This is a genomic window from Salmonella sp. 32020114201800008SM, assembly GCF_017572025.1.
GTDB lineage: Bacteria > Pseudomonadota > Gammaproteobacteria > Enterobacterales > Enterobacteriaceae > Salmonella > Salmonella enterica.
In genome coordinates this window covers 543,831-558,295 of record NZ_JAGEQM010000003.1, presented here as the reverse complement: position 1 = coordinate 558,295, position 14,465 = coordinate 543,831, and the positions used below count along the sequence as shown (strand labels likewise).

At 54.6% G+C, this 14,465-nt stretch carries 13 protein-coding genes and 1 other annotated feature; of the genes, 9 read left to right on the top strand and 4 right to left on the bottom strand.

All coding sequences use genetic code 11. The features are described 5' to 3' along the window. Positions 1-16: 16 nt before the first annotated feature. On the top strand, positions 17-3,379 hold the full coding sequence (gene mscK, locus J4613_RS12010) for a mechanosensitive channel MscK (protein ID WP_000178249.1): 3,363 nt from the start codon (positions 17-19) through the stop codon (positions 3,377-3,379). A 41-nt stretch (positions 3,380-3,420) separates the two neighbouring features. On the opposite strand, the gene J4613_RS12005 is transcribed toward mscK, so the two are convergent. From J4613_RS12005 to priC, 3 genes are all read right to left on the bottom strand, one after another. Next, a complete protein-coding gene (locus J4613_RS12005; RefSeq protein ID WP_000440508.1) occupies positions 3,421-4,344 on the bottom strand; it encodes an Rpn family recombination-promoting nuclease/putative transposase in 924 nt (307 codons plus the stop codon). Between the two features lie 69 nt (positions 4,345-4,413). After that, a complete protein-coding gene (gene rsmS, locus J4613_RS12000; RefSeq protein ID WP_000051161.1) occupies positions 4,414-4,581 on the bottom strand; it encodes a pleiotropic regulatory protein RsmS in 168 nt (55 codons plus the stop codon). 13 nt (positions 4,582-4,594) lie between these two features. Continuing rightward, complete coding sequence (priC, locus tag J4613_RS11995; protein WP_001519637.1) at positions 4,595-5,122, bottom strand: primosomal replication protein N''; 528 nt, start codon at positions 5,120-5,122, stop codon at positions 4,595-4,597. 68 nt (positions 5,123-5,190) lie between these two features. Between priC and J4613_RS11990 the strand changes: the two genes are divergently transcribed. The 8 genes from J4613_RS11990 to hemH all read left to right on the top strand — a co-directional run bounded on the left by J4613_RS11990 (position 5,191) and on the right by hemH (position 13,356). Further along, positions 5,191-5,568 (top strand): DUF454 family protein, encoded by a 378-nt coding sequence (locus tag J4613_RS11990; RefSeq protein WP_001189860.1) that lies wholly within the window; start codon positions 5,191-5,193, stop codon positions 5,566-5,568. A gap of 152 nt (positions 5,569-5,720) precedes the next feature. Further along, entirely contained in the window at positions 5,721-6,272 is a 552-nt protein-coding gene (apt, locus tag J4613_RS11985; protein WP_000127350.1) for an adenine phosphoribosyltransferase, read from the top strand. Between the two features lie 113 nt (positions 6,273-6,385). Further along, on the top strand, positions 6,386-8,314 hold the full coding sequence (gene dnaX / locus J4613_RS11980) for a DNA polymerase III subunit gamma/tau (RefSeq protein WP_111742424.1): 1,929 nt from the start codon (positions 6,386-6,388) through the stop codon (positions 8,312-8,314). Further along, positions 7,647-7,711: a sequence feature (DnaX frameshifting element), on the top strand. Its footprint overlaps the gene before it by 65 nt. A 45-nt stretch (positions 8,315-8,359) precedes the next feature. Then, positions 8,360-8,689 (top strand): YbaB/EbfC family nucleoid-associated protein, encoded by a 330-nt coding sequence (locus J4613_RS11975; RefSeq protein WP_000467098.1) that lies wholly within the window; start codon positions 8,360-8,362, stop codon positions 8,687-8,689. Beyond that, complete coding sequence (recR, locus tag J4613_RS11970) at positions 8,689-9,294, top strand: recombination mediator RecR (RefSeq protein WP_001195023.1); 606 nt, start codon at positions 8,689-8,691, stop codon at positions 9,292-9,294. The genes J4613_RS11975 and recR overlap by 1 nt, the downstream gene beginning before the upstream one ends. 110 nt (positions 9,295-9,404) lie before the next feature. Next, positions 9,405-11,279, top strand: a complete 1,875-nt coding sequence (gene htpG / locus J4613_RS11965) for a molecular chaperone HtpG (protein ID WP_001523272.1) — start codon at positions 9,405-9,407, stop codon at positions 11,277-11,279. 241 nt (positions 11,280-11,520) lie between these two features. After that, positions 11,521-12,165: an adenylate kinase gene (gene adk / locus J4613_RS11960; RefSeq protein ID WP_001220237.1), complete on the top strand. Its 645-nt coding sequence runs from the start codon at positions 11,521-11,523 to the stop codon at positions 12,163-12,165. Positions 12,166-12,393: 228 nt separating this feature from the next. Next, the gene (gene hemH, locus J4613_RS11955; RefSeq protein ID WP_001250078.1) at positions 12,394-13,356 is read left to right on the top strand and encodes a ferrochelatase; all 963 of its coding nucleotides are present in this window, start codon (positions 12,394-12,396) and stop codon (positions 13,354-13,356) included. On the opposite strand, the gene aes is transcribed toward hemH, so the two are convergent. Then, complete coding sequence (aes, locus tag J4613_RS11950; protein ID WP_111742423.1) at positions 13,353-14,324, bottom strand: acetyl esterase; 972 nt, start codon at positions 14,322-14,324, stop codon at positions 13,353-13,355. The two genes, hemH and aes, sit on opposite strands and share 4 nt — an antisense overlap. Positions 14,325-14,465: the final 141 nt, after the last annotated feature.

Here is a 14,465-nt window from a genome sequence, read left to right as displayed (position 1 = left end):
CAGACACTTCATTCTCATGACTATGTTGCAGCTTTATAAACGTTCACAGCATTTTGTTTTTATTACAATTAGCGTCCTTATTATCTTGCTGTCCTGTCAGTCTCTGGCATTTGCCCGGGGGCAAACGAATGGCGACCTGCCGTCAAAAGCGGATGTGCAAAACCAGCTGGATACGCTGAATAAGCAAAAAGATCTCTCCGCCCAGGATAAGCTCGTCCAGCAGGACCTTATTGATACGTTAGCTACGCTGGAGAAAATCGAGCGGGTGAAAGAGGAGACCGTACAGCTACGGCAGAAGGTGGCGCAGGCGCCTGAAAAAATGCGTCAGGCGACGGCTGCGTTGAATGCGCTGAGCGACGTCGATAATGATGATGAAATGCGAAAAACGCTGAGTGCGCTTTCGCTACGTCAGCTTGAGCTGCGCGTGGCGCAGGTACTGGATGATTTGCAAAATTCGCAAAACGATCTTGCCGCTTATAACAGCCAGCTTGTTTCGCTACAGACCCAGCCTGAGCGCGTGCAAAACGCCATGTATACCGCCTCACAGCAAATACAGCAAATCCGTAACCGTCTGGACGGCAATAACGTCGGCGAAGCCGCGCTTCGCCCCAGCCAACAGGTGTTATTACAGGCACAACAGGCGCTGCTTAATGCGCAGATCGACCAGCAACGTAAGAGTCTTGAAGGAAATACCGTTTTGCAGGACACCCTGCAAAAACAGCGAGATTACGTGACGGCCAACAGTAATCGCCTTGAACATCAGCTTCAACTTTTACAGGAGGCGGTCAACAGTAAACGACTTACGCTAACGGAAAAAACGGCCCAGGAGGCCATTTCGCCGGACGAAACGGCGCGTATCCAGGCAAACCCGCTGGTAAAACAGGAACTGGATATTAACCATCAACTCAGCCAGCGTCTGATTGTCGCGACCGAAAACGGCAATATGTTGATGCAGCAAAACATTAAAGTAAAAAACTGGCTCGATCGCGCGCTGCAGTCGGAAAGAAATATCAAAGAACAGATTGCCGTCTTAAAAGGCAGCCTGTTGCTGTCGCGTATTCTTTATCAACAGCAGCAAACCCTGCCCTCCGCCGACGAACTCGAAGATATGACCAACCGCATTGCGGATTTGCGTCTGGAGCAGTTTGAAATCAACCAGCAGCGTGATGCCTTATTCCAAAGCGATGCCTTTGTCGACAAGCTGGAGGAGGGGCATACCAGCGAGGTGAATGATGAAGTTCATGATGCGTTGCTTCAGGTGGTGGAGATGCGCCGTGAGCTATTGGATCAGCTAAATAAACAGTTGGGTAACCAGCTGATGATGGCGATTAACCTGCAAGTTAACCAGCAGCAGTTGATGAGCGTCTCGAAAAATCTGAAAGCCATTCTGACGCAGCAGATTTTTTGGGTGAACAGTAACCGCCCTATGGACTGGGACTGGCTTAAAGCGTTCCCCCAAACATTAAAAGAGCAATTCAGCGCCATGAAAATCACGGTGAACTGGCAAAAAGCTTGGCCCGCGGTATTTATTGCTTTTTTGGCCGGGTTGCCGCTCTTGCTCATCGCCGGTTTAATCCGCTGGCGTCTGAAATGGTTAAAAGCGTATCAACAGAAGCTGGCCGCCGCCGTGGGATCGCTGCGTAACGATAGTCAGCTCAATACGCCAAAAGCTATTCTGATCGATCTTATCCGCGCGTTGCCGGTGTGCCTGATTATCCTCGCGCTTGGACTGATCCTGCTGACCATGCAGCTAAATATCAGCGATCTGCTCTGGGCCTTTAGTAAAAAGCTCGCGATGTTCTGGCTGGTCTTTGGGCTGTGCTGGAAGGTGCTGGAAAAAGAGGGCGTGGCGATACGCCATTTTGGTATGCCGGCGCAGTTGACCAGCCACTGGCGTCGCCAGATTGTACGCATTAGCCTCGCATTGCTGCCGCTGCACTTTTGGTCTGTGGTGGCGGAGTTGTCGCCGCTGAATCTGATGGATGACGTGCTGGGGCAGGCGGTTATTTTCCTCAATCTGCTGGTCATAACATTGCTGGTGTGGCCACTGTGCCGGGAAAGCTGGCGCGATAAAGAATCTCACGGCATTCGACTGGTGACCGTGACGATTCTTTCCATTATTCCGGTGGCGTTAATGGTATTAACGGCGACCGGCTATTTCTATACCACCCTGCGCCTGGCGGGGCGCTGGATTGAAACCGTCTATCTGGTCATTATCTGGAACCTGCTTTATCAAACGGTGCTGCGCGGGTTAAGTGTAGCGGCGCGCCGGATTGCCTGGCGACGCGCGCTGGCTCGTCGTCAGAACCTGGTAAAAGAGGGAGCGGAAGGGGCGGAGCCACAGGAAGAACCCACCATCGCGCTGGAGCAGATTAACCAGCAAACATTACGTATCACGATGCTGCTAATGCTTGCCCTGTTTGGCGTTATGTTCTGGGCGATTTGGTCCGATTTGATCACCGTATTCAGCTATCTTGATAGCATCACGCTGTGGCACTACAACGGCTCCGAAGCTGGCGCTGCGGTGGTGAAAAGCGTGACGATGGGCAGCTTGCTATTTGCCATTATTGCCGCGATGGTGGCCTGGGCGCTCATCCGCAACTTACCCGGCCTGCTGGAAGTGCTGGTGCTTTCACGCCTGAATATGCGCCAGGGGGCTTCGTATGCGATCACCACGATCCTTAACTACGTCATTATCGCTGTTGGCGCGATGACAGTATTCGGATCGCTCGGCGTCTCGTGGGATAAACTCCAGTGGCTGGCGGCGGCGTTGTCGGTAGGTCTCGGTTTTGGGCTACAGGAGATCTTCGGTAACTTTGTCTCGGGTTTAATCATCCTCTTCGAACGTCCGGTACGCATTGGCGATACGGTAACGATCGGCACCTACTCCGGCACGGTCAGTAAGATTCGTATTCGCGCCACCACTATTACCGATTTTGATCGTAAAGAAGTGATCATTCCGAACAAAGCGTTCGTGACGGAGCGGCTGATTAACTGGTCCCTCTCCGATACCACGACACGTCTGGTGATCCGGCTTGGCGTGGCCTATGGCTCGGATCTGGAGAAAGTGAAAAGAGTCCTGCTACAGGCGGCGATGGAGCATCCGAAGGTGATGCACGATCCGGAACCTGCCGTATTCTTCACCACCTTTGGCGCCAGCACTCTGGATCATGAACTGCGTCTGTACGTGCGTGAATTGCGCGATCGTAGCCATACGGTGGATGAACTGAACCGCGCGATCGATCGACTGTGCCGTGAAAATGATATCAATATCGCCTTTAACCAGCTTGAGGTGCATCTGCATAACGCGAAGGGCGACGAAGTCACTGAAGTGAAGCGCGATCTCAACGGCGGCGATCTGGCGCCTACGGCAAGCTAAAAGGCGGTGGGCTGCGCGCTTTATGAGTGCGCGCGGCACCGCTAATGCGAAAGCGTAGAAAGCTCTTCCGGCGTAATGCCGGTGACGCTGGCGATGAGCCCAGGTTCCAGCCCGTTGGCAAGCATTTTGCGGGCAATAGCGCGCGCTTCGGCCTCACGGCCTTGTGCTAACCCTTGCTCAAGGCCTTTTTGCAACCCTTCCGTTCGGCCTTTTTCTTCCAGCCATTCCGCTATTGTCATCAGTTGTTCCTTATACTGCGGCGCGCCCTGCGCCAGTTGACGAATTAGCGCCCCGGGTTCTGCGGCGTTTCCTGCTTTCAACATATAGTTGATTAGTACACTGAGCTGCGTGTCCGTCAAATGATCCTGCGTTAAAAGCGTGATAAGGGGGTCGAGCAGTTCGCTTAAATCGCGTTGACGAATATGTTTTTGCAGGAGCTCTAACATCGCTATCCGCCGATGCTGCAAAAGCTGATTATCCGGCATTGTCGTCAGGTCGACCAGCGCAAATTCGCGGCTGTATAAGGCCTTCGCCATATCCGGTTTCACAAACATATTATGCCAGTTAAGGCTATAGGGCCACGGGCTTTCCGGACCGTGATAAAAGAGGATTGGTACCACCAGCGGCAAGGTATCATGGCCGGCATCCAGATGACGCTGCATGGCGGCAATGGCGTAACGCATCAGGCGAAAAGCCATCAGCCGGTCTGATTTGCTCTGATGTTCAATGAGCGCGTAAACATACCCGGGGCCGTGTTGGGTATGCAGAGAGTAGAGAATATCTGAATAGCGGCTGCGTAAATTGTCTTCAACAAAACTCCCTGACTCCAGCTTCAGTGAATCCAGATCGCAGATTGCAAGAAAGGCTTCTGGCAAGTGGATAGCCAGAAAGTCGCGGGCGACCTCTTTTTGCATCAGCATCTGTCGAAATACCGCATCGTGCGGCGTGGTGGGTAGACGTTCCATGCCCCGTCCTTTGTTGCCTGACTGTAGCGACCACTCTGTCAGCGACAACGAGGACAAACCAGCAGGCAATTACTCTGTTTGCGAGTCGTCTTCCGTACTTTTTAACTTGTTTTCATAATCACGCATAACTATTTCCAGCGCGCGTAGCACCGTTCGTGCCGGTAAGCGATTCTCTTCAAGCAGCACAATTAAATCCACGGCCAGTTTGACTTCATCAGGGGCATTTTCAAGCGACATACTTTCTCCAGGATTAACGGGTTAAACGCGCCAGTACGTTTTCTATTTTCTCCAGCGCATGTCGGCAGCGCGCCAGCCGTCCTTCATAGATCTCGACTTCCTTTTGCAGCGTTTGTTGTTCGACAAGGCCGGTCGCCTGCGCCAGACGAATTTTGCGCTCCTGTGTCATCGCCAGTAGTCGACGTTCAAACTCCTGATGCTGTATTCGTCTGCGCTGCCAACGGCCAAGCCCTGGCGCGGCGGTGTCCCACTGGCGCAGCGACCAGGCGGCGGTTTCACGCGATATAGCCTCCAGTTGCGAAGCCAGATGTTCCGCCAGCCAGGCGACTTGCGGCAGTTGCTCATGTTTTACCGCCTGACGCAACGCGGCGAGATTGGCGTCAGCCTCTTCCAGATATCCCTGCAACAGAGTACTGCGGGTACGGAAAAGGTGTCGGTCAAAGCGCGCGCTTAACGTCGCATGTTGCGCCAGCGGCGCGCAGCGTTGGCGTAGCGTCGCCAGCCTCTCTTCCAGCGTCTGTAACAGCATAGCGGTTTTCAATTCAACACCCCGATGAAAATAAGACAGGCTGTGCTACAGTAGCCTTCTGTTTGATAACGATTCGCATTATGCAACGTACTATTTTAATCATCATTGGCTGGCTGGCGGTAGTATTAGGGACATTGGGCGTGGTTTTGCCTCTGTTGCCGACAACGCCGTTCATTTTACTGGCGGCCTGGTGTTTCGCCCGCTCGTCGCCGCGTTTCCATGCCTGGTTGTTATACCGCTCATGGTTTGGCGGTTATCTGCGCCACTGGCAGCGCTATCGGGCCATGCCGCCGGGAGCGAAACCGCGAGCGATCGCGTTGATATTGCTGACCTTTGGTATTTCGCTGTGGCTGGTGAATATGATGTGGGTGCGGGTGCTGCTGTTGGTTATTTTGGCCTGCCTGCTGATTTTTATGTGGCGGATACCGGTGATTGATGAAAAGCAACAAAAGCGCTGAAGCACACGAATCGCTGTTGCAATTGTCGTTCACAGCCAGTAAATTCGACCGTTTTCGAGCACAGGCGCAGGCGGTCAAAGAGTAACCGAGCGTTACCCCTGACTGAAAAGTATTGCGCCGTGAGTAACACCGTACTTAGCAGGCATATATCCATGACCGCGACTGCACAGCAGCTTGAGTTTCTCAAAAACAGCATCAAAAGCATTCAGGATTACCCGAAACCGGGCATTCTTTTCCGTGATGTCACCAGCTTACTGGAAGACCCGAAAGCCTACGCGCTCAGTATTGAACTGTTGGTTGAGCGTTATAAAAATGCGGGTATCACCAAAGTGGTCGGCACCGAAGCGCGTGGCTTCCTGTTTGGCGCGCCGGTTGCGCTTGGGCTGGGCGTTGGTTTTGTTCCGGTACGTAAACCGCGCAAATTACCGCGTGAAACTATTGCCGAGACCTATGAATTAGAGTACGGCACCGATCAGCTGGAAATTCATGTCGACGCGATTAAACCTGGCGACAACGTGCTGGTCGTGGACGATCTGCTGGCGACTGGCGGCACCATTGAGGCGACCGTGAAGCTGATCCGTCGTCTGGGCGGGAAAGTCACCGATGCGGCGTTCATCATCAATTTGTTCGATCTGGGCGGCGAGCAGCGTCTGGAAAAGCAGGGGATTACCTGTTATAGCCTGGTGCCGTTTCCGGGGCATTGATTCAGGCTATTCGCACTGCTATTTTAGCCAGAGAGACAACCTCGCTGTATCGGCGAGGTTGTGTTAGCATTACCCTTCTATGAATCCACCTTCCAGCGTTTCAGAGCCTGCCAATGAGTTATCAGGTCTTAGCCAGAAAATGGCGCCCACAAACCTTTGCTGACGTCGTCGGCCAGGAACATGTGCTGACCGCACTGGCGAACGGCTTGTCGTTAGGGCGCATTCATCACGCATATCTTTTTTCCGGCACGCGCGGCGTCGGTAAAACCTCTATCGCCCGACTGCTGGCGAAGGGGCTGAACTGCGAAACCGGCATTACCGCGACGCCGTGCGGCGTTTGCGATAACTGTCGGGAAATTGAGCAAGGGCGTTTTGTCGATCTCATTGAGATTGACGCCGCATCGCGTACCAAAGTCGAAGACACCCGCGACCTGCTGGATAACGTCCAGTACGCGCCTGCGCGCGGTCGCTTTAAAGTCTATCTGATCGATGAAGTCCACATGCTGTCGCGCCACAGCTTTAATGCGCTACTTAAAACGCTTGAAGAGCCGCCAGCGCATGTGAAATTTTTACTGGCGACCACCGATCCGCAGAAGCTGCCGGTGACCATTTTGTCGCGCTGCCTACAGTTTCATCTCAAAGCGCTGGATGTTGAACAGATTCGCCATCAGCTTGAGCATATTCTCAATGAGGAACATATCGCTCACGAACCCCGCGCGTTGCAGTTGTTATCGCGTGCGGCTGACGGCAGCCTGCGCGATGCATTAAGTCTGACTGACCAGGCGATCGCCAGCGGCGACGGGCAGGTTTCGACGCAGGCGGTAAGCGCCATGCTCGGTACGCTGGACGACGACCAGGCTTTGTCATTAGTCGAGGCGGTGGTTGACGCTAACGGCGAACGCGTCATGTCGCTTATCAACGAGGCGGCGGCGCGCGGTATTGAATGGGAAGCGCTGCTGGTCGAAATGCTTAGCCTGCTGCACCGTATTGCGATGGTGCAACTTTCGCCTGCCGCGTTAGGCAGCGATATGGCGGCTATCGAGCAACGGATGCGCGAACTTGCCCGGACGGTGCCTCCCGGCGATCTTCAGCTCTATTATCAGACGTTGTTGATTGGTCGCAAAGAATTGCCCTGGGCGCCGGACCGGCGGATGGGCGTTGAAATGACGTTACTGCGTGCACTGGCGTTTCACCCGCGTATGCCCTTGCCGGAGCCTGAAACGCCGCGGCAGTCTTTTGCGCCCGTGGCCCCAACGGCGGTAATGACGCCGCCGCAGGTGCAGCAGCCGTCGGCGCCCGCGCCGCAGACATCGCCAGCGCCGCTGCCGGCGTCTACCAGTCAGGTGCTGGCGGCGCGCAATCAGCTACAGCGCGCGCAGGGAGTAACCAAAACAAAAAAGAGTGAACCGGCAGCCGCATCCCGCGTGCGGCCGGTGAATAACTCTGCGCTGGAGCGGCTGGCCTCGGTTTCGGAGCGCGTACAGGCGCGCCCGGCGCCGTCTGCGCTGGAAACGGCGCCAGTAAAGAAAGAGGCTTATCGCTGGAAGGCCACCACGCCGGTAGTACAAACCAAAGAAGTGGTGGCTACGCCAAAAGCGCTTAAGAAAGCTCTGGAGCATGAAAAAACGCCGGAGCTGGCGGCTAAACTGGCGGCGGAAGCGATTGAGCGCGATCCGTGGGCGGCGCAGGTAAGCCAGCTTTCTTTGCCTAAGCTGGTGGAGCAGGTGGCGCTCAATGCCTGGAAGGAGCAGAACGGCAACGCGGTTTGTCTGCATCTGCGCTCGACGCAGCGGCACCTCAATTCCAGCGGCGCGCAGCAAAAGCTGGCGCAAGCGCTCAGCGATCTGACGGGAACGACGGTTGAACTGACCATCGTTGAAGATGATAATCCCGCGGTGCGTACGCCGCTGGAATGGCGTCAGGCCATTTATGAAGAGAAACTCGCGCAAGCGCGTGAGTCAATTATTGCGGATAATAACATTCAGACGCTGCGTCGATTCTTCGACGCCGAGCTGGATGAAGAGAGTATCCGCCCCATTTGATCGTAAGCCTGGCTTGCGATTGTGAACCATCAAGAGAGAGAGCTTATGTTTGGAAAAGGCGGTCTGGGCAATCTGATGAAGCAGGCCCAGCAGATGCAGGAAAAAATGCAGAAAATGCAGGAAGAGATTGCGCAGCTGGAAGTGACCGGCGAATCCGGCGCGGGTCTGGTGAAGGTTACCATCAACGGCGCGCATAACTGCCGCCGCGTGGAAATTGACCCAAGCCTGCTGGAAGATGACAAAGAGATGCTGGAAGATCTGGTCGCTGCGGCCTTCAACGATGCGGCGCGCCGCATTGAAGAGACGCAAAAAGAGAAGATGGCTTCCGTCTCTTCCGGTATGCAACTGCCGCCAGGCTTTAAGATGCCATTCTGATGCAAACCAGTCCGCTGTTAACTCAGCTTATGGAAGCGTTGCGCTGCCTTCCGGGCGTTGGCCCTAAGTCGGCGCAGCGGATGGCGTTTACCCTGTTGCAGCGCGATCGCAGCGGCGGAATGCGCCTGGCGCAGGCGCTGACCCGGGCGATGTCGGAAATCGGCCACTGCGCCGACTGCCGCACCTTTACCGAGCAGGATGTTTGTAATATCTGCTCGAACCCGCGGCGTCAGGAAAACGGCCAGATTTGCGTGGTGGAGAGTCCTGCGGATATCTACGCCATTGAGCAGACCGGGCAATTTTCCGGGCGGTATTTCGTGCTGATGGGCCACCTGTCGCCGCTGGACGGCATCGGGCCGGATGATATCGGTCTCGATCGTCTGGAACAGCGGCTGGCGTCAGAAAAAATCAGTGAGCTGATCCTCGCGACCAACCCGACGGTTGAAGGAGAGGCTACCGCAAACTATATTGCCGAGCTGTGCGCGGAGGCCGGCGTCGAAGCCAGTCGTATCGCCCACGGCGTGCCGGTTGGCGGCGAACTGGAGATGGTCGACGGTACGACGCTGTCCCACTCGCTGGCGGGACGCCATAAGATTATTTTCTGAACAAACGGAGGCGGCATTCGCGGCCTCCGCTTGAAATCACACCCGCTTGTCCCCATCTCACCCTCAACGTATTTTTACCATTAAAAATGGCATTGTTGAGGTCTATCCACATGAAAGGACAAGAAACGCGTGGTTTTCAGTCAGAAGTTAAACAGCTTCTGCACCTGATGATCCATTCTCTTTATTCCAATAAAGAAATCTTCCTGCGTGAACTCATCTCTAACGCCTCAGATGCGGCGGACAAGCTGCGTTTCCGCGCTCTGTCAAACCCGGACCTGTATGAAGGAGATGGCGAGCTGCGTGTGCGCGTCTCTTTCGATAAAGATAAGCGTACGTTGACCATTGCCGATAACGGCGTGGGGATGAATCGTGATGAGGTGATTGACCACTTAGGCACCATTGCCAAGTCCGGCACCAAATCTTTCCTCGAATCAATGGGGTCCGATCAGGCGAAAGATAGCCAGCTCATTGGTCAGTTTGGCGTAGGCTTCTACTCCGCGTTTATTGTGGCCGATAAAGTGACCGTACGTACTCGTGCGGCAGGCGACAAGCCGGAAAATGGCGTGTTCTGGGAATCGGCAGGCGAAGGCGAATACACCGTTGCCGATATCACCAAAAATGACCGTGGTACGGAAATCACCTTACACCTGCGTGAAGGCGAAGATGAATTCCTCGATGACTGGCGCGTACGCTCGATTATCAGCAAATATTCCGATCACATCGCATTGCCGGTAGAGATTGAAAAACGGGAAGAAAAAGACGGCGAAACCGTGATTTCCTGGGAGAAAATCAACAAGGCCCAGGCGTTGTGGACCCGTAACAAGTCGGAAATTAAAGACGACGAGTACAACGAGTTTTACAAGCACATCGCGCATGATTTCACCGATCCGCTGACCTGGAGCCACAACCGCGTGGAAGGTAAGCAGGAGTACACCAGCCTGCTGTATATCCCGTCGCAGGCGCCGTGGGATCTGTGGAACCGCGATCACAAACATGGTCTGAAGCTGTACGTACAGCGCGTGTTCATTATGGACGATGCCGAGCAGTTCATGCCGAATTATCTGCGTTTCGTGCGCGGCCTGATTGATTCTAACGACCTGCCGTTGAACGTCTCCCGTGAAATCCTGCAGGACAGCACGGTAACGCGTAATCTGCGTAGCGCTCTGACCAAACGCGTTCTGCAAATGTTGGAAAAACTGGCGAAAGACGACGCGGAAAAATACCAAACCTTCTGGAAACAGTTCGGTCTGGTGCTGAAAGAAGGCCCGGCGGAAGATCACGCCAACCAGGAAGCGATCGCTAAACTGTTGCGCTTTGCCTCCACCCATACCGACTCTTCCGCCCAGACCGTGTCGCTGGAAGATTACGTCTCCCGGATGAAAGAAGGGCAGGAAAAAATCTACTACATCACCGCAGACAGCTATGCGGCGGCGAAAAACAGCCCGCACCTGGAGCTGCTGCGTAAGAAAGGCATCGAAGTGCTGCTGCTCTCCGATCGCATCGATGAGTGGATGATGAACTACCTGACCGAGTTTGACGGTAAAGCATTCCAGTCGGTCGCTAAAGCCGATGAGTCCATCGAAAAACTGGCGGATGAAGTCGACGAAAACGCGAAAGAAGCGGAAAAGGCGCTTGAGCCGTTCGTGGAGCGTGTCAAAACCCTGCTGGGCGATCGCGTGAAAGAGGTGCGTCTGACGCACCGTTTAACCGACACGCCGGCGATTGTCACCACCGATGCGGATGAAATGAGCACCCAGATGGCGAAACTGTTCGCCGCGGCCGGTCAGTCCGTGCCGGAAGTGAAATACATCTTTGAGCTCAATCCGGATCATGTGCTGGTTAAACGCACTGCCGATACCGAGGATGAAGCGCAGTTTAAAGAGTGGGTCGAGCTGCTGCTGGATCAGGCGCTGTTCGCTGAACGCGGTACGCTGGAAGATCCGAACCAGTTTATCCGCCGTATGAACCAGTTGCTGGTATCCTGATAACGCTCATCTGATTGCCGGATAGCGACGCGAAGCATCTTATCCGGCCTACGGGCGAGTACTGTTTGTAGGCCGGATAAGCGCCAGCGCCATCCGGCATTTTTTATAATACCTTCTCTTTTCTCGATTTCTCTTCGTTAACCGTTTCAGCATCAGGCGGCTTCCTTGAGCGAAATGCGTGATGGTGGTATCGTTTAGCGCTTTTTAAAAAATATCGACAACCTTTGAGGGGATTTTCGTAATGCGTATTATTCTGCTTGGCGCTCCGGGCGCGGGTAAAGGAACTCAGGCTCAGTTCATCATGGAGAAATATGGTATTCCGCAAATCTCCACTGGCGATATGCTGCGCGCCGCAGTGAAATCAGGCTCCGAGTTGGGCAAACAGGCGAAAGATATCATGGACGCCGGTAAACTGGTGACCGATGAACTGGTGATTGCGCTGGTTAAAGAGCGTATCGCCCAGGAAGACTGCCGTAACGGTTTTCTGCTGGACGGTTTCCCGCGCACGATCCCGCAGGCTGACGCGATGAAAGAAGCGGGTATTGTCGTGGATTACGTGCTGGAATTCGACGTACCGGACGAACTGATCGTTGACCGTATTGTGGGTCGCCGCGTACACGCCGCCTCTGGCCGCGTTTACCACGTAAAGTTTAATCCGCCGAAAGTGGAAGGCAAAGATGACGTCACCGGCGAAGATCTGACCACCCGTAAAGACGATCAGGAAGAGACCGTTCGCAAACGTCTGGTGGAATATCATCAGATGACCGCGCCGCTGATTGGCTACTACCAGAAAGAAGCGGAAGCGGGCAACACCAAATACGCTAAAGTTGACGGTACGCAGGCCGTTGCCGACGTGCGCGCAGCGCTGGAAAAAATCCTCGGTTAATTTTTTCGCGTAGTGAAGCACTTATCAGGCCTGCTGTTATCCCGCAAGCCTGATAAGCGTAACGCCATCAGGCAATCGGTGCCGGATGGCGGCCTGAACGCCTTATCCGGCCTACTGGCATCGTTAGCGCCATTCGGCGAATTCTCGTCTTACCTCTTGCAGCAATTAGTTCTTCTTTATCGCTTTTCCGCTACAATTATCAACAATTTGAATAGATAAGAGGCGGCAATGCGTCAGACGAAAACCGGTATCCTGCTGGCTAACCTTGGCACGCCAGATGCCCCAACTCCCGAAGCGGTAAAGCGCTACCTGAAACAATTTTTAAGCGACAGACGCGTGGTGGATACTCCTCGTCTGCTGTGGTGGCCGCTGCTGCGTGGCGTTATTTTACCGCTGCGTTCGCCGCGCGTCGCGAAACTCTATCAATCTATCTGGATGGATGGCGGTTCGCCGCTCATGGTATATAGCCGCGAACAGCAACAGGCGCTGGCCGCGCGGTTGCCAGACACGCCCGTCGCGCTGGGGATGAGCTACGGCTCGCCCTCGCTGGAAAGCGCTGTCGATGAACTGTTAGCAAGCGACGTCGACCATATCGTCGTGCTGCCGTTGTACCCGCAATACTCTTGCTCAACGGTGGGCGCAGTCTGGGACGAACTGGGGCGGATACTGGCGCGTAAACGTCGTATTCCCGGTATCTCATTTATTCGCGATTACGCGGATGACGGCGCTTATATCGATGCGCTGGCGAAAAGCGCGCGTGAGTCGTTCGCCAGACACGGCGAGCCGGATGTGCTTCTGCTCTCTTATCACGGCATTCCACAACGTTATGCGGATGAAGGCGATGACTACCCGCAGCGCTGTCGCGATACCACGCGCGAACTGGTTTCCGCATTGGGACTGCCGCCGGAAAAGGTAATGATGACGTTCCAGTCGCGCTTTGGCCGTGAACCGTGGCTGACGCCGTACACCGATGAAACGCTAAAAATGTTGGGTGAAAAGGGGACGGGCCATATTCAGGTCATGTGTCCGGGGTTTGCCGCGGATTGTCTGGAGACGCTGGAAGAGATAGCGGAACAGAATCGCGAGATTTTCCTTGAAGCGGGCGGTAAAAAATATGCGTACATTCCGGCGCTGAACGCGACGCCGGAACATATTGATATGATGCTGAAACTCACGGCGCCGTACCGTTAACGCGGCGTCTTCATCCTCGCCATAAAGAAGCGTGCGCCGTCCTGCAAGGCATCGTCGGCGATTGTCATCATTCGCGAATAGTGCAGAAAGGCGTGCAGCGTGCCGGGATACATTTTGTATTCGCAGGGCTGCTGGTGCGCCTGTAATGTCTGGTGCAGCAAGCGGCTGTCATCAATGAGCGGATCAAACTCCGCGCTGGCAATAAAGCAGGGCGGCACATCGCGCGTGAGATCGTTATTAAACAGACAATACCAGGGCGATTCCCGATCTTCATCGTTACGCAGATAGGCCTTTTCGTACATGTCCAGATCTTCACGCGTCAGGCCGTCCCATGCGCCGCCGAACAGACGGCGGCTTACCGAGTCCTGCAACCCATACAGCCCATACCACAACAGAATCGCGATAAGGTTACCGCAGCGAATGTGCTTATCACGTAGCCAGATCGCGCTGGCAAGCGCCAGCATGGCGCCTGCGGAATCCCCGGCGAAACCGATTTTCTCCACGTTGAGCGAGTATTCATCGGCATGTTGAGAGAAGTAGCTGCATACCGCGACGGTTTCTTCAATGGCCTGCGGATAACGCGCTTGCGGCGACAGCGAATAATCAATACCGATCACGGTGCAGCCGGTATAACGCGCCAGCAGACGCATTATCCGGTCATGCGTATCCAGATTACCGAGGATAAATCCGCCGCCGTGCAGATAGTATAAGGTGGCCTGACTGGTCGGCTGCGGCGAGTAGAGCCGGGTTGTTACATCGCCATAAGGCGTAGGGACGGCGCAGGTGCGGGTGGTCATGGACGGCGCGTCGGCATTCCAGAAACGGCGCTCAAGAAGATAATACTGACGCTGGGTCTCAATATCGCCATCGGCAGGCCAGGGGGGGAGGCCTGGTTGCTGGAAGTTTACGACGGCTTTCATTTCGTCAGACAGTCGGGTGAGTACGGGAATTTTATTTTCCGGCTTCATAAAACGCTCCTTGTGAAAGTGAACCATTGTAAAAAACGCGGCTGGAGAAACTGCGATCTCGTCGTCCGATATTGAAACGCCATCGTCCGTCGCGCGCAGCAGGGGGAATGTGCTACCATGCAGCGCTCCGTTATTCATCCG